Here is a 20,675-nt window from a genome sequence, read left to right as displayed (position 1 = left end):
GGCGCGGCCCTCACCGGCGGCGCGGCCCTCGCCGCCGCCCCCGCCGCGTCCGCGCAGTCCGCCGAGATCGGCGTGGACCAGCTCACCGAGATGGCGCAGGGTGTCGTCCAGGGCATCGGACTCACCCCCGAGCAGCTGCGCGAGTACGCGATCGACCCGGCGATGTTCGGTTCGCTCGGCCTCCCGGCCGCCGGTGGTGCGCACGCCCCGACCTACGGCCCGATCACCTCCGGCTTCGGCCCGCGCTGGGGCACGTTCCACAACGGCACGGACTTCGGCGCCCCGATCGGCACCCCGATGTTCGCCGCCAAGTCGGGCACCGTCGTCGCGGCCGGGCCGGCGTCCGGGTACGGCCTGTGGATCCGCATCCAGACCGACGACGGGCACCTCCTCGAGTACGGCCACAACGATCAGAACTACGTCTCCGTGGGGCAGCGGGTCAACGCCGGCCAGGTCATCGGGACGGTCGGCAACCGTGGCTACTCCACCGGGCCGCACCTCCACTTCGGTGTGCGGAACCCGGCCGGCCAGTGGATCGATCCCGTGCCGTGGCTGCGCGCCAACGGCATCGCGGTCTGATCGCGAGGGCCTCGCCGTCTGACCGGGCCATCCCGGCTCACGCACGCACTGCGCCCCGCCTCCCCTGAAGGAGGCGGGGCGCATCGCTTTGTGCGGTCGGGCTCCGTGCGCTTCTGACAGAGTGGGTGGGGAGTATCCACATCTAATCGAGAGGCGATCCATGTCGCAGACCGTGAAGGGCGTCATCGCCCGCAGCAAGGGTGCCGAGGTCGAACTGGTCGATGTCGTGGTGCCCGATCCGGGGCCCAACGATGTCATCGTTCGGGTGCAGGCGTGCGGCGTCTGCCATACCGATCTGGCGTACCGGGACGGCGGCATCAACGACGAGTACCCCTTCCTCCTCGGCCACGAGGCCGCAGGAGTCGTCGAGACCGTCGGGGACCGCGTCACGCACGTGGCCGAGGGTGACTACGTCGTCCTCAACTGGCGGGCGGTGTGTGGCGAGTGCCGTGCCTGCAAGCGCGGGCAGCTCGAGTACTGCTTCAACACCCACAACGCGTCGAAGCCGATGACCCTCACCGACGGCACCGCGCTCACGCCCGCTCTCGGTATCGGGGCGTTCATCGACAAGACGCTGGTCCACGAGGGCCAGTGCACGCAGGTCGATCCGTCCGCCGATCCGGCGGTCGCCGGTCTGCTCGGCTGTGGCGTGATGGCCGGCATCGGTGCCGCGATCAACACCGGCAAGGTGACCCGCGGCCAGTCCGTGGCCGTGATCGGGTGCGGCGGTGTGGGCGTCGCCGCGATCGCCGGCGCGCGACTCGCGGGCGCCTCCGAGATCATCGCGGTGGACATCGACGACACCAAGCTCGAGTGGGCCAAGGACTTCGGGGCGACCCACACGGTCAACTCGACCTCCACGGACCCCGTCGCCGCGATCCGGGAGTCCACCGGCGGTTTCGGCGCAGATGTCGTGATCGACGCGGTCGGCCGGCCCGAGACGTACGAGCAGGCGTTCTACGCCCGCGACCTCGCCGGCACGGTCGTCCTCGTGGGCGTCCCCACGCCGGAGATGCGCCTCGAGCTCCCGCTGCTGGACTTCTTCGGCCGCGGCGGGTCCCTCAAATCCTCCTGGTACGGCGACTGCCTGCCCGAGAGGGATTTCCCGATGCTCGTCGACCTGCACCTGCAGGGTCGACTCCCGCTGGAGAAGTTCGTCTCCGAGCGGATCGGCATCGACGCCGTCGAGGCGGCGTTCGACGCCATGAAGTCCGGTTCCGTACTGCGATCGGTGGTGACGTTGTGAGTGAGACCTACACCAGCGCCGGCTACGCCGGTGGACTGCGTATCGAGAAGGTCATCACGAGCGGGATCTTCGCGCTCGACGGCGGCGAATGGGAGGTGGACAACAACATCTGGATCCTCGGGGACGACTCCGAGGTGTTCGTGATCGACGCGGCCCACACGGCCCAGCCGATCATCGACGCGGTCGGGGGGCGGAAGGTCAAGGGCATCCTGTGCTCGCACGCCCACAACGACCACATCACGGTGGCACCGGAGCTGTCCGAGAAGCTCGACGCCCCGATTTTCGTCCACCCCGGCGACCAGATGCTGTGGGACGAGACGCATCCGGACGTGTCCCACGGTGAACTGCAGGACGGTCAGCAGTTCGAGATCGCGGGTACCCGCGTCGACGTGATGAACACCCCCGGGCACTCGCCGGGCTCGTGCGTGTTCCACGTCCCCGAGGCGGGTGTCCTGTTCTCGGGCGACACGCTGTTCTCGGGCGGGCCGGGCGCCACCGGGCGCTCGTACTCGGACTTCCCGACGATCATCACCTCCATCCGCGAGCGGATCCTCACGCTCCCGGCGGAGACCCTCGTGCACACCGGTCACGGTGACGGCACGAAGGTCGGGGACGAGTCCCCGCACCTCGAGGAGTGGATCAGGCGCGGGCACTGATACCCCGCGCAGAACCAGCCGGCCCGCGGTGGCCCGCCCGGTGTGACGCCGGGTGGTGTCGCCGCGGGCCGGTCCCGTCCCGGCGGGCCGACCGGCTGTCAGACCCACCGCTCGGCGGGCCGATACGGACCGCCGTCGTCGGGCAGGATGGGAGTGGTCTGACGCGCCCACCGGGCGCCACCCTCGCGACCGCGTCGGGTGCGAGAGGGTCGGACCCACGAGGAGGAGTCACCGACATGGCCAGGGTCACCGCCACCAACACCATCGTCATCGAGGCACCGGTCGACGCCGTGACCACGGCGATCGCCGACTACGCCCGGGTCCGGCCGCGGATTCAGCCCGAGCAGTTCAGCGCCTACCGGCTGATCGAGGGCGGGCAGGGCCACGGCACCGTCGCGGCCTGGAACCTGCAGGCGACGAAGAAGCGCAATCGCGACGTCAAGGCGACCGTGACGGTGGACGACGCGGGCGCGCACTGGTCGCTCGTGGAGAAGGACGAGAACTCGTCCATGGCAACCACGTACACCGTCCGCGAGGCCACGGGCGGCTCGCTCGTCGAGATGACCACGTCCTGGAACGGAGCGGGGGGAGTGGGCGGGTTCTTCGAGCGGACCTTCGCGCCGGCCGGACTCAAGCGCATCCAGCACCAGCTGCTGACCAACCTCAAGGCCGACGTCGAGGGCTGACTTCCTGGCGTGGGCGCTGAACGGCACAGTTTCCCCGCCATGGTGCGGAAGGGTCGGCGTGGTGGTGCCCCCGGTCGGACTCGAACCGACACTGGACGGGTTTTGAATCCGTTGCCTCTGCCAATTGGGCTACGGGGGCGAGCGCGGCGAGCCGCTGCTCGGTGAGTCTAACCGACGACCGGTGAGCGTCTGTCCGACGCCCGCCCTAGAGTGGCCGTGTGAGCACCACGAGCCAGACCACAGACGTCACCACCGCCGCACCCTCCTCCGCCGTCCAAGGGGAGGGGCCGGCGAGGCTGCTGCTGCTGGACGGGCACTCGCTGGCGTTCCGTGCGTTCTACGCGCTGCCAGCGGAGAACTTCTCCACCGCGTCCGGTCAGCACACCAACGCCGTCTACGGCTTCCTGTCGATGGTGGCAAACCTCGTCACCGAGGAGGAGCCCACCCACCTCGCCGTGGCGTTCGACGTCTCACGGGCCACGCTGCACCGCACGGCCGAGTACCCCGAGTACAAGTCGACCCGTTCGGCCGCCCCGGAGGAGTTCAAGGGGCAGATCGAGCTCATCCAGGAGGCGCTCGCCGCACTCGGGGTGCGGACGCTCTCACTCGAGGGGCACGAGGCCGACGACATCATCGCCACCCTCGCGACGGGCGCCACGCACTCGGGCGATGCCCGGATCCTCATCTGTACCGGTGACCGCGACGCGCTGCAGCTCGTTTCCGACGCCGTCACCGTGCTCTATCCGGTCAAGGGCGTCTCGGAGCTCGCGCGCTTCACGCCCGAGGCGGTCGAGGCGAAGTACGGCGTCACGCCGGCCCAGTACCCGGACGTCGCCGCGCTGCGCGGGGACAACTCCGACAACCTGCCGGGGGTTCCGAAGGTCGGTGACAAGACCGCCGCCAAGTGGATCACCCAGTACGGCAGCCTGTCCGAGCTCATCGCGCACGCGGACGAGATCAAGGGCAAGGTGGGGGAGAGTTTCCGCGAACACCTCCCGCAGGTCCAGCTCAACCGCCGCATCACCGAGCTCACCCGGGACCTGGATCTGGGTGTCGAGCTCGCCGACCTCGTCCGGTCCACCCCGGAGCGCGGTGATGTCAACGCACTGTTCGACCGGTTGGAATTCGGGCCCCAGGCCCGCGACCGCTTCCTGTCGGCCTTCCTTCCAGAGGGGGCCCCGGAGCCCGCCGCTGAGGTCGCGCTCGAACAGGCGTCGCTCCTGCACGCCGGCGAGGTCTCGGACTGGCTCGCAGCCCACGCGCCGGCCGGGAAGCGGCACGGCCTCGTCGTCGTCGGTCCCTCCCGGCCCGGCGCCGGTGACGCACAGACCATCACCATCGCCGCCGCAGGCGGCGCCTCCGCCCACCTCGACCTCGCGGCGATCGGACCCGACGACGAGCAGGCCCTCCGGGGATGGCTCGGGGACGACGCCGTCCACAAGGCGGTCCACGACGCCAAGGCCGCCACCCACGCGCTGATGGGACGCGACCTACGTCTCGGCGGGGTCACGATGGATGTCGCTCTGGCGGCGTACCTCGTCCGCCCGGGGCAGCGCAGCTACGGACTCGCCGAACTGTTCCAGCGCCACCTGCGCCGCGAACTCCCGGAGGCGGAGGCGGCGGAGAAACAGCTGTCGCTCCTCGACGAGGTCGATGACGCCGAGGCCGCACAGAAGGCCGCCGACGCCGCCGCGACCCGCGCCCGCGCGGTGGTCGACCTCGCCGAGCGGTTGGACGTGGAGCTGGACCAGGTGCACGGCGCCACCCTCATGGCGGAGATGGAGCTACCTCTCGTGCCGGTGCTCGCGCGGATGGAGTCCATCGGCATCGCGGTCGACGCCGCCGCGCTGGACGGACTGCGCGACGACTTCGCCGACCGCGGCCGGCAGGCGGCCGAGGCCGCGTATGCCGCGATCGGGGGCGAGCAGATCAACCTCGGATCGCCCAAGCAACTCCAGGTGGTCCTGTTCGAGACGCTCGGGATGCCCAAGACCAAGAAGACCAAGACCGGGTACACCACCGACGCCAAGGCGCTGGAGGAACTGCTCGCCAAGGAGACGGGCGACACCCCGGGGCGGGCCTTCCTCGAGGCGCTGCTCCTGCACCGTGAGACGACGAAGATGCGCACGACCGTAGAGGGGCTGATCAAGACCATCGGCGACGACCGACGCATCCACACCACCTTCAACCAGACCGTCGCCGCCACCGGCCGCCTGTCCTCGACCGACCCCAACCTGCAGAACATCCCCGTGCGCACCGAAGACGGCCGGCGCATCCGCGGCTCGTTCGTCGTGGGTGAGGGGTACGACTGTCTGCTCACCGCCGACTACAGCCAGATCGAGATGCGCGTCATGGCGCACCTGTCCGGCGACGCCGGCCTCATCGAGGCCTTCCGCACCGGCGAAGACCTGCACTCGTTCGTGGGGGCCCGGGCGTTCGGGGTCCCGATCGACCAGGTCACCCCCGAGCTGCGGCGCCGCGTCAAGGCCATGAGCTACGGCCTCGCGTACGGGCTCAGCGCCTTCGGCCTCGCCGCCCAGCTCGGCATCAGCCAGGGCGAGGCGCGCGAGCAGATGGAGGCGTACTTCTCCCGGTTCGGCGGGGTCCGCGACTACCTCCAGGCGGTCGTCGAACAGGCCCGTAAGGACGGGTACACCGAGACTCTCTTCGGTCGCCGGCGCTATCTCCCCGAGCTCAACTCGGATAACCGGCTCAAGCGCGAGAACGCGGAACGTGCCGCCCTCAACGCGCCGATCCAGGGCACCGCCGCCGACATCATCAAGGCCGCGATGCTCGAGGTGGACGCCGACCTCACCGCACGGGGACTCAGAAGTCGACTGCTCCTCCAGGTCCACGACGAGCTGGTGTTGGAGGTGGCGCCCGGCGAACTGGACGAGGTCCGCGACCTGGTGGTCGACCGCATGTACTCCGCGATCGAGTTGGACGTACCGCTGGACGTGTCGACCGGCACCGGTCCGAACTGGGACTCCGCCGCCCACTGACAGGTCCAGGGAGGGTGGGGCCACCGGCGCGACGGAGCCACTACGCGACGGAGATCACTGGGCCCGAAACAGGTCGATTGGTTTTGAGCCGGTCCCCGTATGCCCTAGGTTCATTGCAGATTCGGCTTCCCGACGCCTGAAAGGCCACCCACATGACCCTCACCTCACGGCGCGGCCTGCGTGCCGCCCTGGCCATGACCGCCACCGCAGCCCTCGCCCTGACCGGCTGCACCACCAACACCGAGGGCCCGCAGGATTCCGGGGAGCCCCGCGAGGAGGTGTCGCTGGAGGCCGACGAGGCGATCGCCGCGCTCGTGCCCGCCGAGATCCGCGACAAGGGCGTCATAGTGATCGGCACCAACCCGCCGTACGCCCCCAACGAGTTCAAGGACGAGAACGGCGAGATCGTCGGCTTCGACATCGACGTCATGACCGCAATCGCCCAGCTCATGGGACTCCGCGCCGAATTCCGCGAGTCGGACTTCGACCGGATCATCCCGGCCATCGAGGGCGGCACCATGGACATGGGCGCCTCCTCCTTCACCGTCAACGACGAGCGCCTCAAGACCGTCGACTTCGTGACCTACTTCGAGGCCGGGATCCAATGGGCGTCGGCCGCCGGCAACGACGTTGACCCCGATGACGCCTGCGGTCTGAGCGTGGCCGTCCAGCAGACCACCGTCTCCGACCAGGAGGACGTGCCCGCCCGCAGCAAGGCCTGCACCGACGCCGGCAAGCCCGCGATCGAGAAGGTCCAGTTCGATTCGCAGGACGAGGCCTCCACGGCCGTCGCGCTGGGCAAGGTGGACGCGATGTCCGCCGATTCGCCGATCACCGCGTACGCGGTCAAGCAATCCGAGGGCAAGATGCAGCTCGCCGGCGACGTCTTCGACGCGGCGCCCTACGGATGGCCGGTGCGCAAGGGCTCCGAGCTGACCGCGGCCCTCGAGGCCGCCGCCGACAAGCTGATCGAGACCGGCGACTTCGAGAAGATCGCCCAGAACTGGGGCGTCGAGGACGGGATGATCGACGACGCCGAGATCCGGAAGGGCTGAGGGATCGTCAGGTGAGCACCGCGGAGAGGGGGGCCGGGGCCCCCGCGGCGGAGGCCCCGGAACCCATCAAGGCCGTACCGCTACGGCACCCGTGGCGCTGGGTGTCGGCGACGATCGTCCTCGTCCTGGTCTTCCTGTTCGTCTGGGGCGCGGCGACCAACCCGGCCTACGGCTGGGACACGTACGCCCGCTACCTGTTCGACACCAGGTTCGGGATGGCCGTGTTCTACACCATCGCGCTGACCGTGCTGTCGATGACCCTGGCCGTGGTTCTCGGCGTCATCCTCTCGGTCATGAGGATGAGCGCCAACCCGGTGCTCAAGGCCGTGGCGTGGGTCTACCTGTGGATCTTCCGCGGAACCCCTGTCTACGTCCAGCTGCTGTTCTGGGGTCTGATCTTCACCATCTACCGACAGGTGCAGTTCGGCATCCCCTTCACCGACATCGACTTCATCCGGTTCGACGACACCATGGTGCTCTACTCGGCCTTCTGGTTGGCCGTGGTGGGCCTGGCGATGAACGAGGCCGCCTACATGGCCGAGATCGTGCGGGCCGGCATCTCGTCGGTGCCGGAAGGTCAGGCGGAGGCGTCCACCGCCCTCGGCATGACGTGGGGGCAGACCATGCGGCGCACGATCCTGCCGCAGGCGATGCGCGTGATCATCCCGCCGACGGGCAACGAGTTCATCTCGATGCTCAAGACCACCTCGCTCGTCGTGGCGATCCCGTTCTCCGGGGAGTTGTACGGTCAGGCGCGCGACATCTCGGGCGTCAACTTCCAGCCGATCCCGCTCCTCCTGGTCGCGGCCACGTGGTACCTCGTCATCACCAGCGTTCTCATGGTGGGGCAGCATTTCCTCGAGAAGAGGTTCTCGCGCGGGGCGACCCGCCAGCTCACCGGCAAGCAATTGCGCGCGCTCGCCGACGCGGACGGTCTCACGCCGTCCTCCCTCGCCGCGGCCGAGGCCGCCGACCCGTCCGGAGGTAGGCGATGACGCCGATGGTCAAGGCCGACCAGGTGGTCAAGAACTTCGGTTCCCTGAAGGTGCTCAAGGGGATCTCCCTGGAGGTGGCCGCGGGTGAGGTGCTCTGCCTGGTGGGACCCTCCGGTTCGGGGAAGTCCACCTTTCTGCGCTGCATCAACCACCTCGAGAAGGTCGACGCCGGTCGGCTCTACGTGGACGGCGACCTGGTGGGCTACCGCGAGAAGGGCGACAAGCTCTACGAGATCTCGCCCGCGGAGGCGGCCCGCCAGCGCCGCGACATCGGGATGGTCTTCCAGCACTTCAACCTGTTCCTGCACCGCACCGCGCTGGAGAACGTCATCGAGGCACCGATGCTGGTGAAGGGGCAGTCGCGGGCGGAGGCCACCGAGCGTGCCCGCGAACTGCTCGACATGGTCGGACTCGGCGCCAAGGCCGACGCCTACCCGGCGCAGCTGTCCGGTGGGCAGCAGCAGCGCGTCGCGATCGCCCGTGCGCTCGCGATGGACCCCAAGCTCATGCTCTTCGACGAGCCCACCTCGGCGCTCGACCCGGAACTCGTGGGTGAGGTGCTCGGCGTGATGCGGGAGCTCGCCGATGCGGGGATGACCATGGTCGTGGTGACCCACGAGATGGGTTTCGCGCGCGAGGTCGCCGACACCGTGGCGTTCATGGACAACGGCGTCGTCGTGGAAGCCGGCAAGCCCGCCGACGTGCTCGCCAGGCCGACTCACCAGCGCACCAAGGACTTCCTGTCGAAGATCCTCTGAGCGCACGCGCCGGGCGCCGGCCGGGATGACCCCGGCCGGCGGGTGTCACGGCAGGGAGGCCACGAAGATCGCGGTGCCGGGGAAGATCCCGCCCCGCAGCGGGCTCCACTGCCCCCATTCCCGGTCGAGCCACTCCGGCCACTCCGGCTCGATGAGGTCCTGAACCACGAACCCGGCGGCGACCAGTTCGCGGATCCGGTCACCCACCGTCCTGTGGTGTTCGACATAGGACAGCTCGCCGTCGTCGTCGTACTCGGTGTACGGCGATCGGTCGAAGTACGGGAACACGGCCTGCAGACCGCCGGGACCCGGGTCATCCCGGAAGATCCACCGCATCGGGTGGTTGACCGAGAACACGAACCGGCCGCCCGGGCGCAACACCCGCGCCGCCCCCGCCATCACGCCCGCCGAGTCCGCCACGAAGGGGATCGCGCCGAACGCCGAGAACGCCACGTCGAAACTCGCGTCGGCGAACGGGAGTCGCCGGGCGTCGGCCTGGATCAGCGGCACGGACGCCGCCGGTCCGGACGAGCGGCTCGCCGCCTCCGCGCCCACCCGGAGCATGCCCGCCGACAGGTCCACGGCCACGGCGCGTGCGCCCTGCCCGGCGATCCACCGCGCGCACGGCGCGGAACCGCACCCGATCTCCAGCACGTCGCGACCCGCCACGGCGCCGAGCAGATGCCAGTCGCCCTCGTGCAGGCCCTCGGGGCACCAGATGAACTCGCCGTCGGGGGAGTGGGCGCCGAGGAAGACGCCGTGTTCCTCGTGGTAGTCGGAGGCCTCCGAGTCCCACCACGAGCGGGAGGCTCGGACCGACTCTCCATGTCCGGGCGGGTTTGTGGACGTCACGGCAGAAGCGTACAGTTGACGGTCGCGTGCGTACGCGTTCGCGTTCAGTCCGTCCACCTACGATTCCTATCCACCTCGGAGCACCCCACCCTATGACCACCAACACCACGTCCCCGCAGGTAGCCGTCAACGACATCGGCTCCGCTGAGGACTTCCTCGCCGCCATCGACGCCACGATCAAGTACTTCAACGATGGTGACATCGTCGAGGGCACGATCGTCAAGGTCGATCGCGACGAGGTCCTGCTCGACATCGGCTACAAGACCGAGGGCGTCATCCCCTCGCGCGAACTCTCGATCAAGCACGATGTCGACCCCGGTGAGGTCGTCGAGGTGGGCGACGAGGTCGAGGCTCTGGTCCTGACCAAGGAGGACAAGGACGGCCGTCTGATCCTGTCCAAGAAGCGCGCCCAGTACGAGCGCGCCTGGGGCACCATCGAGGAGCTCAAGGAGAAGGACGAGGCCGTCAAGGGCACCGTCATCGAGGTCGTCAAGGGCGGCCTGATCCTCGACATCGGCCTCCGTGGCTTCCTCCCCGCCTCGCTGGTGGAGATGCGCCGCGTCCGCGACCTCCTGCCCTACGTCGGCCAGGAGCTCGAGGCCAAGATCATCGAGCTGGACAAGAACCGCAACAACGTCGTGCTCTCGCGTCGTGCGTGGCTGGAGCAGACCCAGTCGGCCGTGCGCTCCGAGTTCCTGCACCAGCTGCAGAAGGGCCAGGTCCGCAAGGGCGTCGTGTCCTCGATCGTCAACTTCGGTGCGTTCGTCGACCTCGGCGGCGTCGACGGTCTGGTCCACGTCTCCGAGCTGTCCTGGAAGCACATCGATCACCCGTCCGAGGTCGTCGAGGTGGGCCAGGAGGTCACCGTCGAGGTGCTCGACGTCGACCTGGACCGCGAGCGCGTCTCCCTGTCGCTGAAGGCCACCCAGGAGGATCCGTGGCGGCACTTCGCCCGGACCCACGCGATCGGCCAGATCGTCCCGGGCAAGGTCACCAAGCTCGTCCCGTTCGGTGCGTTCGTGCGCGTCGAGGAGGGCATCGAGGGCCTGGTCCACATCTCCGAGCTGGCCGAGCGCCACGTCGAGGTCCCCGACCAGGTCGTCTCCGTGGGCGACGACGCCATGGTCAAGGTCATCGACATCGACCTCGACCGTCGTCGTATCTCCCTGTCGCTCAAGCAGGCCGACGAGGACTACACGGAGGAGTTCGACCCGTCGAAGTACGGCATGGCCGACAGCTACGACGAGGCCGGCAACTACATCTTCCCCGAGGGCTTCGATCCCGAGACCAACGAGTGGCTCGAGGGCTTCGAGAAGCAGCGCGAGGAGTGGGAGAACCGCTACGCGGAGGCCGAGCGTCGCCACAAGATGCACACGGCCCAGATCGAGAAGGGTCGCGTCGCCGCTGCGGAGGCCGCCGAGGCCGCGCCGACCAACTACTCGTCGGAGTCCGCCCCGTCCTCGCGTCCGGCTGCCGACGCCGGCACCTCCGAGACCACCGGCGGTTCGCTGGCCTCGGACGAGCAGCTGGCCGCCCTGCGTGCCAAGCTCGCCGGCGGAGAGTGATCGTCGCAGCCTGACGGCGCCCCGGGCGCCCGAGAGCATCGGCCACGGCCCCGGAGGGTCGCCCACCACGGTGGGTACCCTCCGGGGCCGCGGTCTATTTCGCGCGCCCGGAGCCGCGCACCCCGGAGTCGCCCGCCCGGATTCGCCCGCCCGGATTCGCCCGCTCGGGCGGGTGGCCGGACGGTCACCTAGACTCCAGACCATGCTGATGGTGGGTCTGACCGGTGGGATCGGCGCCGGCAAGTCAACGGTGACGGCGGTACTCGCGGACGCGGGAGCGGTGGTCGTGGACGCCGACCGCATCGCGCGAGAGGTCGTCGAACCCGGCAGTCCCGGTCTGGCGATGCTCGTCGCCGAGTTCGGCGAGGACATCCTCGGACCCGACGGTGCGCTCGACCGCGCCGCCCTCGCCGCCAAGGCGTTCGTCGACGACGAGCGCACGGCCGCCCTTAACGCCATCACTCACCCGCTCATCGCGGAGCGGACCGCCGAGCTCTACAACTCGGCCCCCGCGGACGCGATCGTGGTGCACGACATGCCGCTGCTCGTCGAGGGCGGGATGGCCCCCGGATACCACCTCGTGATCGTGGTCGACACCCCGGCCGAGATCCGGCTCCGGCGGCTCGTGGAGCAGCGCGGGATGCCGGAGGAGGACGCCCGAGCCCGGATGGCCAGGCAGGCGACCGACGAGGCCAGGCGGGCCGTGGCCGACGTGCTGATCGACAACTCCGGCGACCGGCAGACCACCATCGATCTGACCAACGCCCTCATCGAGCTCAGGCTCAGCCCGTTCGAGCACAATCTACGGACCGGCACGCCGGTCGTCGGGGACCGTACCGTCGTCCCGTTCCGTCCCGAGTGGGCCGGCGAGGCCGAGCGGGCGTGCGCGCGGCTCCGCCACGTGGTGGGCGAGCTCGCTACGCGCATCGACCACGTCGGGCCGACGGCGGTCGACGGACTCGACGCGCCGGATGTCATCGATCTGCAGGTCACGGTGCGCGATGCGCCGGCGGTCGAGTCCGCGCTCGCCAAGCTCACCGGCGCGGGTTACGTCCGCGACCGTTCCAGCGAGCGGCCGTTGTTGCACTGGTGCGACCCCGCGCGCCCACTGGAGGTGTCCGTGGTCGCCGAGGACGACCCTGAGCACGAGTTCGCGCTGTTGATGGCAGAAGTGATCGGTGCCGATCCCGGTGCCCGCGCCGAGTATTCCGAGATCCTGCGCCGGGCGAACCGTGAGGAGACGCGTCGCTTCGAGCGCACGTTGTGCGAGGCCTCGCGCCGCGGTCGCTAGGCCGCCGGCGCGAGGCCGCGAGGCGGAGAGGTCATTCGCCGGGGACGATCCCGTCCACGAGCTCGGAGACCGGCACGCGGCGGACGACTTCGGTCTCCAGCGGCCCGGGGGCCACGCCGCGCGCTGAGCGGGAGCGGTCCGGGAACACCTCCGGTAACCGGGTGCGTACGAGGAAGACGTTGTACGCGTTCCAGGTGGTGACGAGGTAGTACAGGTCCTCGCCCTGCGCCCAGGGGTGCATGAACGCCCCGTACACGCCGGGGAGCATGGAGTAGTCCACCAGCGTGGTCGGGGCGCTCCACGGCCCCTCGGGGCGGTCCGCGGTGCGCAGGACCACCGAGTCGAAGCCCTGGGAGTACATCGCCGTGTACTTGCCGAGATGCTCGTTCCACATCGTGGAGATCTCGCTGGCCGGGGCGGGCAGCACGCGTCGGGCGGCGCGGATGTCGGAGACCCACCCCGTGCCGTCCCAGTACTCGTACGCGCGGGGGTCGAGGACGCCGACGGCCGGCGGACCGCCGGGTGCGTCGAGGTCGTCGGCGGTCGGGGACCCGGCGAGGGGGACCCGGGAGACGATCGCACCGCCCTGACGGCCGGACGGGGTGAGGTACTCGTACAGGTGGTCGTCGGTTCGCAGGAACGAGCTCATCTGCGCGCCCCGCCACGCGGCGTCGACGGCGGGGGATCCGGCGCCGGTGGGGACGGTGTCGGTGATCGGCCGGGCCATAGACGGCACGACGGTCCAGTTCTCCCCGTTGTCGACGGAGTAGGCCAGTCCCGAGTAGTTGGTGGTCCACGATCCCGGCTGACCCCAGTGGGCCACCGACATGAACCGTAGGTACTGGACGCCGTTCACCGCGATGCCCGCGGTGGGGATGATGGTCACCTCGCCGGGCAACCCCGAGCGCGGGACGATGGACTTGGCGAGTCCGTCGGTACCCATGGCGGCGGAGTCGATGGTGATCCCGTCGGTGAGGTCGGTGTCCGCGGAGCGGAACAGGACGTTGGAGCGCCACTGCGTCCCGGGCACGGTGCAGTCACCCATGGTGTCGCCGAAGGCCATGAGCACTTCGGGATCGTCGGGGTCGCCGTTGTCCCACATGATGCCGAGGTCGGTGCCGCCCACGCCGAAGCGACTGACGGACTCGGAGGGGCTGGTGGGCCCGGTGACGAGCTGCTCGAACCGGGTGGGGCCGCGTAGGACGGGTACGGTGCCGTCGTCGCCTGTGATCCACGGCGGCATCCCGTAGACCGAGCCGACCATCGAATCGAGGGAGCCCGACAGTCCGTTGCCGAGCGAGCCGGTTTCCAGTTCACGGACGAGCGACCCGGAACGGTCGGCCGAGCCGAGCGCGCGCGAGGTGGAGCCGAGGGATCCGGAGTCGCCGGACGACCCGAGCGAGCCGAGGGACCCGGTGGCCATGCCGGCGCCGGTGCGGTGTTCGAGCAACGACCCGAAGTTGCCGAACATCTCGCTGCACGGGCCCGCGGAGGCGGTCCCGACGCCGACGGTGCCGACGGCGGTGACCGCGGCGGCGAGCGTGACGGACACGGCGGTGATCGCCCCCGCGAGGCGGGGGAGCGTGCTGGTCACGTCAGACCCCCGGGATCTCGCGGCGCTCGACGAGGACGGTTTCACCGGTCTCGGCGGGGTCCGGGGTGTTGCGGGTCCAGCTGTCGTCGGCCGTGCGCATCCGGGCGTTCGGGTTGGGGACCGTCCGCGTCGGGATGTCGGACAGGTCCGTCCGCATGAGGAAGACGTTGTGGGCGATACGACGACGAGGGGGGCTCAAGGCCACGGTGTTCTCCAGACGACACGACGAGAGGGTGAGGAAGAGTCAAGAATACGGTAGTGGCCGCCTGAGACATCGGTCAGGAGATTGCCGGTGGGCGGGGGTGGGCGAGTGCTCGTACGCTGGTGGCATGGCATTCGCGACCGAGATCCCCGACGACGGGATCCCCGCCGACCCGACCGTCCTCTCGTACTCGGAATTCCGCCCGATCGGCGACGTCGAACGCAGCACCAACCGCTTCGAGGTGGTCAGCGAATTCACGCCGTCGGGCGACCAGCCGACGGCGATCGCCGAACTGAGCGAACGGCTCGCCCGGGGGGAGCGCGACGTCGTGCTGCTCGGCGCGACCGGCACCGGCAAGTCCGCGACCACGGCGTGGCTCATCGAGAAGGTGCAGCGTCCCACGCTGGTGATGGCGCCCAACAAGACGCTCGCGGCGCAGCTGGCGAACGAGCTGCGCGAGATGCTGCCCAACAACGCGGTCGAGTACTTCGTGTCGTACTACGACTACTACCAACCGGAGGCGTACATCGCGCAGACGGACACCTTCATCGAGAAGGACTCGTCGATCAACGACGACGTCGAACGGCTGCGCCACTCCGCGACGTCCTCGCTGCTGTCGAGGCGGGACGTGGTGGTGGTCAGTTCCGTCTCGTGCATCTACGGCCTCGGCACCCCCCAGTCGTACCTCGACCGGTCCGTGTCCCTGGCGGTCGGGCAGGAGGTCGACCGGGACCAGCTGCTCCGCCTGCTGGTGGACGTCCAGTACGAGCGCAACGACGTGTCGATGACCCGCGGAACGTTCCGGGCCAAGGGCGACACGGTCGACATCATCCCCACGTACGAGGAGCTCGCGGTCCGCATCGAGTTCTTCGGTGACGAGGTGGACGCTCTGTACTACATCCATCCGCTGACCGGCGACGTGGTCCGCCGAGTGGACGAGGTCCGCATCTTCCCCGCCACCCACTACGTCGCGGGGCCGGAGCGGATGGCCAAGGCGATCGCGTCGATCGAGGAGGAGCTGGAGGTCCGGCTCGCCGAGCTGGAGAACCAGGGAAAGCTGCTCGAGGCACAGCGCCTGCGCATGCGGACGTCCTACGACATCGAGATGATGCAGCAGGTGGGCTTCTGCTCGGGCATCGAGAACTACTCCCGTCACATCGACGGCCGGCCCGCGGGCAGTGCACCGGCGACCCTCATCGACTACTTCCCCGAGGACTTCCTCACGGTCATCGACGAGTCGCACGTGACCGTGCCGCAGATCGGCGCGATGTACGAGGGCGACGCCTCCCGGAAGCGCAACCTCGTCGACTTCGGCTTCCGCCTGCCGTCCGCTCTCGACAACCGGCCGCTGACGTGGGAGGAGTTCTCCGACCGGGTGGGGCAGACCGTGTACCTCTCCGCGACGCCGGGCCCCTACGAGATGGGCCGCACGGGCGGTGAGTTCGTCGAGCAGGTGATCCGGCCGACCGGCCTCGTCGATCCGAAGATCGTCGTCAAGCCCACCAAGGGACAGATCGACGACCTCATCGGGGAGATCCGCGCGCGGGCCGAGCGCGACGAGCGCGTGCTGGTGACCACGCTGACCAAGAAGATGTCGGAGGACCTCACGGACTACCTGCTCGAACTCGGCGTGCGGGTTCGGTATCTGCATTCGGAGATCGACACACTGCAGCGCGTCGAACTCCTGCGGGACCTGCGTCGTGGCGAGTACGACGTGCTGGTGGGCATCAACCTCCTGCGCGAGGGCCTCGACCTGCCCGAGGTGTCACTGGTGGCGATCCTCGACGCGGACAAGGAGGGGTTCCTCCGGTCGAGCACGTCGCTCATCCAGACGATCGGCCGTGCCGCGCGAAACGTCTCGGGCGAGGTCCACATGTACGCCGACACCATCACCGACTCGATGCGGTACGCGATGGAGGAGACCGAGCGTCGCCGCGAGAAGCAGATCGCCTACAACACCGAACACGGCATCGACCCGCAGCCATTGCGCAAGAAGATCGCCGACATTCTCGACCGGGTCGGTGAGGAGCGCGGTGATTCCGCCGACGGCGCGGATCGTCCGGAGTTGCTCGGCGCCCGTGCGGTCGGGGACGCCGCCCGGCCACGCAAGGAGCTCGAGAAGCTCATCGAGGAGATGACCGAGCAGATGATGTCGGCGGCCACGGACCTGAGGTTCGAGCTGGCGGGCCGGCTCCGCGACGAGATCGCCGAGCTGCGTAAAGAGCTCAAGGGGATGCGAGAGGCCGGCATCGACTGACCCGGACGGTGCGCACACGCACGCCCGGACCTCCGTGCAGACCGCGCTTACCGCGCACGGTCAGGCCCGCCTGGGACTACGCTGTGTGCAACGTGTTCCCGAGGAGAGGAAGCAAATGAGCGCCTACACCAAGGTGGTGGTGGGAACCGACGGCTCGGAGTCGTCCTACCGCGCCGTCGATCGCGCTGCCCGACTGGCCGCCGACGCCGGGGCGACGCTCGTGATCGCCTGCGCGTACGTGCCCGCCGACCCGCGGTCGGTCAGTCAGGCCGCCGACCAGCTGGGTGACGACGCTTACCAGATCCGTGGCGACAATCCCGCCGAGGACATCGTCCGGGGCGCCCGCGAGCGCGCTCTCGTCGCCGGGGCCACGCAGCTCGAGACGCGCACGGTCCGTGGGGCACCGGTGGAGTCGTTGATCAAGCTGGCCGACGAGGTGGACGCAGACCTCCTCGTGGTGGGTAACAAGGGGCTGAATTCGCTGACCGGGCGTCTGCTCGGATCGGTGCCCGCCGACGCGGCCCGCCGGGCCACCTGCGACGTGCTCATCGTCCACACCACCTAGGCGCTCGCGCCACGCGGCCGGGCCGGGCCGTCGCCGGGCCCGGCTGCTGGCCGTATTCGGCCATGAGTCGTACCCCGCCATCAGTCGCAGAGGTGGGCCCGGCTCGCGTCGATGAGCGCGCGACCGACCCTGGCCGTGTCCCACTCGTCGTTCTGGGACGCGATCGCACTGGTGAGGGGACGGATCCGATCGAGGACCGTCTCGGTGTCCGCGCCGTCGTCGATTCCCCGGCAGATGCCGAGACCGACCTCTAGGGTCGTCTCCGCGGTCATCTCGGTCGGCAACCCGAGACCGGCCAGGTCGGCGAGGAAGGCGCGCTCCTCCTCGGTGCGCAGCGGCCCACCCGTCCCCGGCCGGGCGCCGACCGACGTGTCCGCCGCGACGGTCTCGGGCGAGGCCGCCGTGGTCGACCCGTTGGCGTCAGACCCGTCCGCTGCATCGCCACACGCCGCCGCGACGGCCGTCACCGCGAGGAGCGCCGTCGTGGCCAACACCCGTGCACGGACGCGCCTCATGCGCTGAGCTCCCGGTCTGCGGCGGCCACGCGGTCCCGGATCCCCGCGAGCAGCGGGCCGAAGCCCCCGGGCTGGACCAGGACGAGTTCCTGGGTGGCGCGGGTGGTGCCGACGTAGAGATCCTGCAGACCCTGCGGCGAGCGCGCGAGCACACGATCCGGGTCCACGACCACGACCACGTCGAACTCGAGCCCCTTGGCCAGGGCCAATGGCAGCACCGATGTCCCCGGCCGGGCCCGTTCCGCGACCTCGGCGAGGGCGGCGTACCGCGGAGTGGTACCTTCGTCGTCGTCACCGTCATGGTCGCCGCCAACGCCAACGCCACCGTCGTGGCCGCGCCCGTCAACCTCCCCGCCGTCGTCCGGGACCAGAACAGCCACCGCGCGCTCCGACGGCACCGCGCGGATCTCCTCCGCCACGACCCGCGTGACCTCGTCGGCTTCCGGTTCCAGCCACGCCACCGGGCGCCGCCCCGGTCGCACCGGGCGCGGCGAGGCCGCGTCGGGATCGATCTCCGCCAGCAGCAGCTCCGCCACCGCGGAGATCGTCTCGGGCGTCCGGTAGTTCACCGTCAGCTCGGTCAGGATCCACCGGTCGTCGACGTACGGCGACAGGGCGTCGTGCCACGAGTCGATCCCGGCCGGACTCGACGTCTGGGCCACGTCCCCGACGAGGGTCATCCACCGGTTGGGGGAGCGGCGCATGATGACCCGCCACGCCATGGTGGACAACTCCTGGGCCTCGTCGACGATCACGTGCCCGAACGCCCACGTCCGATCGGCCCCCGCTCGGTCCGCGACCGTGAGGTCCGAATCGGCGCTGTGGCGGCGGGCCAGCGCCTCGGCGTCGACGACGTCATACGCCATGAGCACCTCGGGATCGAGATCGTCCTCGATGTCCTGGACCGCCGAGCCGGTGAGGATCTCCAGCGCCTCCTCCGCCTGGCGCAGCTGCTCCGCCCAGGCGCGGTCGGCCTCGCTGCCGTCCGCCGTCGGATCCTCCCCGAGCAGCTCCGCGAGCTCTTCGAGCAGCGGCACGTCCGCCACCGAGAACGCGGCGCCGTCCCGGCGGAAGAGCGCCTCCTGGTCCTCCGCGACGTAGTCACCCGCCGCCTCGGCGATCCGCTCGCGGCTCGAGAGCAGATCGGCCAGCAACTGCTCCGGCCGCAGGACGGGCCACCACTCGTCGACGATCTCCGCGACCTCGCGGGAGGCCTCCACCTCGCGCCGGAGCTCCGCGCGGTCGTCCGCGTCCAACAGCGGCCGGGCCGGATCCCCCAGATCCCCGACGCCGTCGCCCTCCGGCGACCACGCCTCGTCCTCCGCGCGCCCCACCGGATCGGTCAGGGCGGCCACGTACTGCTCGGTGAGCGCGTCGACGATCCGCGTCGCGAACGCCTCCCGCGCCTGGTTGTGGGGGCGTCGGGTCATCCGCGCCCGCCCCCGCGCCGCCCGCACCGTGGCCGGGGCGAGAGTGAGGTCGTGGCCCTCCACGCGCACCACCACCTCGGACCGCGGCGCGAGCTGACGCGCCCGCACGGCGGCCTTGAGGATGCCGACCATCTCGCCCGACCCCTTGACCTCCTCACCACGCAGCGTCTCGGGGCCGGTCGCCCGCACGCCCGGATAGAGATCGGCGAGGGTGCGCAGCACGACCCCCGACTCGCCGAGCGACGGCAGCACCCGGGCGATGTAGTCGAGGAACCGTGCGTTGGGGCCCACGATGAGTACGCCGCTGCGGTCGAGCCGCTGACGGTGGGTGTAGAGCAGATAGGCCGCGCGGTGCAGGGCCACCGCGGTCTTGCCCGTGCCCGGCCCGCCCTGGACGACCAGCACGCCCGCGTGGGGATTGCGGATGATCTCGTCCTGCTCGCGCTGGATGGTCGCCACGATGTCCGTCATGTGCCCGGACCGCGCGGTGTCGAGTGCCTCCAACAGGGCCGATTCCCCCACCACGTCGTCGTGGTCCTCCGGCAACTCGCCGTCCTCCGGCGCCGTCAGGTACTCGTCGTGGATACCGATCACCCGACGCCCGATCGTGCGCAGGTGACGACGGCGGTGCGCGCCCTCGGGCCGGGCGGTCGTGGCCAGGTAGAAGGGGCGGCTGTGGTCGGCGCGCCAGTCCAACAGCAGCGTGGTGAGGTCCTCGTCGTCGTCCCGCAGCCCCACGCGGCCGATCCGCCGGACCTCCCCGTCACCCATGTCCAGGCGGCCGAAGTACAGGCCCAGGTTGGCCGCGCTGAAGGCCGCGAGCTCCGACGAGTAGAGCCGGGCGAACGACTCCCGCTCCGACCGGGCCTGCGGCGTCCCGCCGGAGGTGCGCAGGACGGCGTCGAGCCGCGCGCGGGTGTCCGCCCGCAACTCCTCGAGGCGGTCGAGGAGACGACCGAGGTGACGCTGCTCCTCGTCGACGGCGTCGTGTCCCGTCACAGGCGCTCCTTCCGGTTGGGGCTGTTCGGGCAGGACGTCCAGGGTACCGGGATCCGCGACGCGCCCTCGGACGGCGATGACCCCGCCCGGGTGCGGGCGGGGTCATCGGGTGGAGGGATCGTCCGGGGAGCCGGCCGGCCCGAGTGGCGGCCGGGCCCCCGACGGGTCAGGGATGAATGGCGTCGGCCGCCTTCGCCCGGACCTCGTCGGTCTTCTTCTTGGCCATCAGGGCCGCCTTGCCGGCGTCCTTCTCGAACCGGGCGGTCTTCTTCTTGGCGTCCTTGCCCAGTCGCGCGGACTTCTTCTTGGCCTGCTTCTCCGCGGCCTTCTTCCGCGCCAGCGCGGCCTTGCGGACGTCGTCTGCCTGGTCGGACGCGACACGGGCGGCGGCGTCGGCGCGGCCCCGCACCTCGGCGGCGACCGGCACG

At 70.1% G+C, this 20,675-nt stretch carries 17 protein-coding genes, 1 tRNA gene and 1 pseudogene; 12 read left to right on the top strand and 7 right to left on the bottom strand.

Annotation, left to right across the window (positions count from 1 at the left end; genetic code table 11):
- The 4 genes from HMPREF3086_RS06495 to HMPREF3086_RS06480 form a co-directional block, all read left to right on the top strand.
- Window positions 1-579 (top strand): M23 family metallopeptidase (locus tag HMPREF3086_RS06495; RefSeq protein ID WP_070720824.1); only part of this gene is annotated, 579 nt, incomplete at its 5' end.
- A gap of 160 nt (window positions 580-739) precedes the next feature.
- Complete coding sequence (locus HMPREF3086_RS06490) at window positions 740-1,825, top strand: S-(hydroxymethyl)mycothiol dehydrogenase (protein WP_070720816.1); 1,086 nt, start codon at window positions 740-742, stop codon at window positions 1,823-1,825.
- Entirely contained in the window at window positions 1,822-2,481 is a 660-nt protein-coding gene (locus HMPREF3086_RS06485) for an MBL fold metallo-hydrolase (RefSeq protein WP_061228781.1), read from the top strand. Before HMPREF3086_RS06490 ends, HMPREF3086_RS06485 begins: the two co-directional genes overlap by 4 nt.
- A 236-nt stretch (window positions 2,482-2,717) precedes the next feature.
- Window positions 2,718-3,167, top strand: a complete 450-nt coding sequence (locus tag HMPREF3086_RS06480) for an SRPBCC family protein (RefSeq protein WP_061228780.1) — start codon at window positions 2,718-2,720, stop codon at window positions 3,165-3,167.
- A gap of 62 nt (window positions 3,168-3,229) precedes the next feature.
- On the opposite strand, the gene HMPREF3086_RS06475 is transcribed toward HMPREF3086_RS06480, so the two are convergent.
- Window positions 3,230-3,306: transfer RNA gene (locus tag HMPREF3086_RS06475), tRNA-Leu, on the bottom strand.
- 79 nt (window positions 3,307-3,385) lie between these two features.
- Here HMPREF3086_RS06475 and polA point away from each other — a divergent pair.
- The 4 genes from polA (at window position 3,386) to HMPREF3086_RS06455 (ending at window position 8,977) form a co-directional block, all read left to right on the top strand.
- Window positions 3,386-6,169 (top strand): DNA polymerase I, encoded by a 2,784-nt coding sequence (gene polA, locus HMPREF3086_RS06470; protein WP_181366007.1) that lies wholly within the window; start codon window positions 3,386-3,388, stop codon window positions 6,167-6,169.
- Window positions 6,170-6,321: 152 nt separating this feature from the next.
- On the top strand, window positions 6,322-7,224 hold the full coding sequence (locus tag HMPREF3086_RS06465; RefSeq protein WP_061228779.1) for an ABC transporter substrate-binding protein: 903 nt from the start codon (window positions 6,322-6,324) through the stop codon (window positions 7,222-7,224).
- 11 nt (window positions 7,225-7,235) lie between these two features.
- Window positions 7,236-8,219, top strand: a complete 984-nt coding sequence (locus HMPREF3086_RS06460; protein ID WP_061228778.1) for an amino acid ABC transporter permease — start codon at window positions 7,236-7,238, stop codon at window positions 8,217-8,219.
- Entirely contained in the window at window positions 8,216-8,977 is a 762-nt protein-coding gene (locus HMPREF3086_RS06455) for an amino acid ABC transporter ATP-binding protein (protein WP_061228777.1), read from the top strand. Before HMPREF3086_RS06460 ends, HMPREF3086_RS06455 begins: the two co-directional genes overlap by 4 nt.
- Before the next feature lie 45 nt (window positions 8,978-9,022).
- Here HMPREF3086_RS06455 and HMPREF3086_RS06450 read toward each other — a convergent pair whose 3' ends face one another.
- Window positions 9,023-9,829, bottom strand: a complete 807-nt coding sequence (locus tag HMPREF3086_RS06450; RefSeq protein WP_246830923.1) for a class I SAM-dependent methyltransferase — start codon at window positions 9,827-9,829, stop codon at window positions 9,023-9,025.
- A gap of 92 nt (window positions 9,830-9,921) precedes the next feature.
- On the opposite strand from HMPREF3086_RS06450, the gene rpsA reads away from it, so the two are divergent.
- Together rpsA and coaE are read left to right on the top strand one after the other, a co-directional pair.
- A complete protein-coding gene (gene rpsA, locus HMPREF3086_RS06445) occupies window positions 9,922-11,394 on the top strand; it encodes a 30S ribosomal protein S1 (protein WP_061228776.1) in 1,473 nt (490 codons plus the stop codon).
- Between the two features lie 202 nt (window positions 11,395-11,596).
- On the top strand, window positions 11,597-12,685 hold the full coding sequence (gene coaE, locus HMPREF3086_RS06440; protein WP_061228775.1) for a dephospho-CoA kinase: 1,089 nt from the start codon (window positions 11,597-11,599) through the stop codon (window positions 12,683-12,685).
- A 31-nt stretch (window positions 12,686-12,716) separates the two neighbouring features.
- On the opposite strand, the gene HMPREF3086_RS06435 is transcribed toward coaE, so the two are convergent.
- Window positions 12,717-14,279, bottom strand: coding sequence for a DUF4185 domain-containing protein (locus HMPREF3086_RS06435; protein ID WP_070720814.1), 1,563 nt, complete (start codon window positions 14,277-14,279; stop codon window positions 12,717-12,719).
- 1 nt (window position 14,280) lies between these two features.
- On the bottom strand, window positions 14,281-14,484 hold the full coding sequence (locus HMPREF3086_RS18470) for a hypothetical protein (RefSeq protein ID WP_232303087.1): 204 nt from the start codon (window positions 14,482-14,484) through the stop codon (window positions 14,281-14,283).
- Window positions 14,485-14,608: 124 nt separating this feature from the next.
- Here HMPREF3086_RS18470 and uvrB point away from each other — a divergent pair, with 124 nt between their 5' ends.
- Together uvrB and HMPREF3086_RS06425 are read left to right on the top strand one after the other, a co-directional pair.
- Window positions 14,609-16,738 carry an excinuclease ABC subunit UvrB gene (gene uvrB, locus HMPREF3086_RS06430; RefSeq protein WP_061228806.1) on the top strand — a complete coding sequence of 710 codons (2,130 nt, stop codon included), beginning with the start codon at window positions 14,609-14,611 and terminating at the stop codon, window positions 16,736-16,738.
- Window positions 16,739-16,853: 115 nt separating this feature from the next.
- Window positions 16,854-17,303 carry a universal stress protein gene (locus tag HMPREF3086_RS06425; RefSeq protein ID WP_061228773.1) on the top strand — a complete coding sequence of 150 codons (450 nt, stop codon included), beginning with the start codon at window positions 16,854-16,856 and terminating at the stop codon, window positions 17,301-17,303.
- 80 nt (window positions 17,304-17,383) lie between these two features.
- On the opposite strand, the gene HMPREF3086_RS06420 is transcribed toward HMPREF3086_RS06425, so the two are convergent.
- The 3 genes and pseudogenes from HMPREF3086_RS06420 to HMPREF3086_RS18925 form a co-directional block, all read right to left on the bottom strand.
- On the bottom strand, window positions 17,384-17,818 hold the full coding sequence (locus HMPREF3086_RS06420) for a DUF732 domain-containing protein (RefSeq protein ID WP_232303088.1): 435 nt from the start codon (window positions 17,816-17,818) through the stop codon (window positions 17,384-17,386).
- Window positions 17,815-20,247 (bottom strand): HelD family protein, encoded by a 2,433-nt coding sequence (locus tag HMPREF3086_RS06415; RefSeq protein ID WP_061228771.1) that lies wholly within the window; start codon window positions 20,245-20,247, stop codon window positions 17,815-17,817. The genes HMPREF3086_RS06420 and HMPREF3086_RS06415 overlap by 4 nt, the downstream gene beginning before the upstream one ends.
- 166 nt (window positions 20,248-20,413) lie before the next feature.
- A pseudogene (locus tag HMPREF3086_RS18925) lies at window positions 20,414-20,675 on the bottom strand (hypothetical protein); the annotation flags it as partial.

This window comes from Dietzia sp. HMSC21D01, assembly GCF_001815995.1.
Lineage (GTDB): Bacteria > Actinomycetota > Actinomycetes > Mycobacteriales > Mycobacteriaceae > Dietzia > Dietzia cinnamea.
The sequence above is the reverse complement of the archived record's forward strand: the minus strand, read 5'-3'. Positions and strand labels throughout refer to the sequence as shown.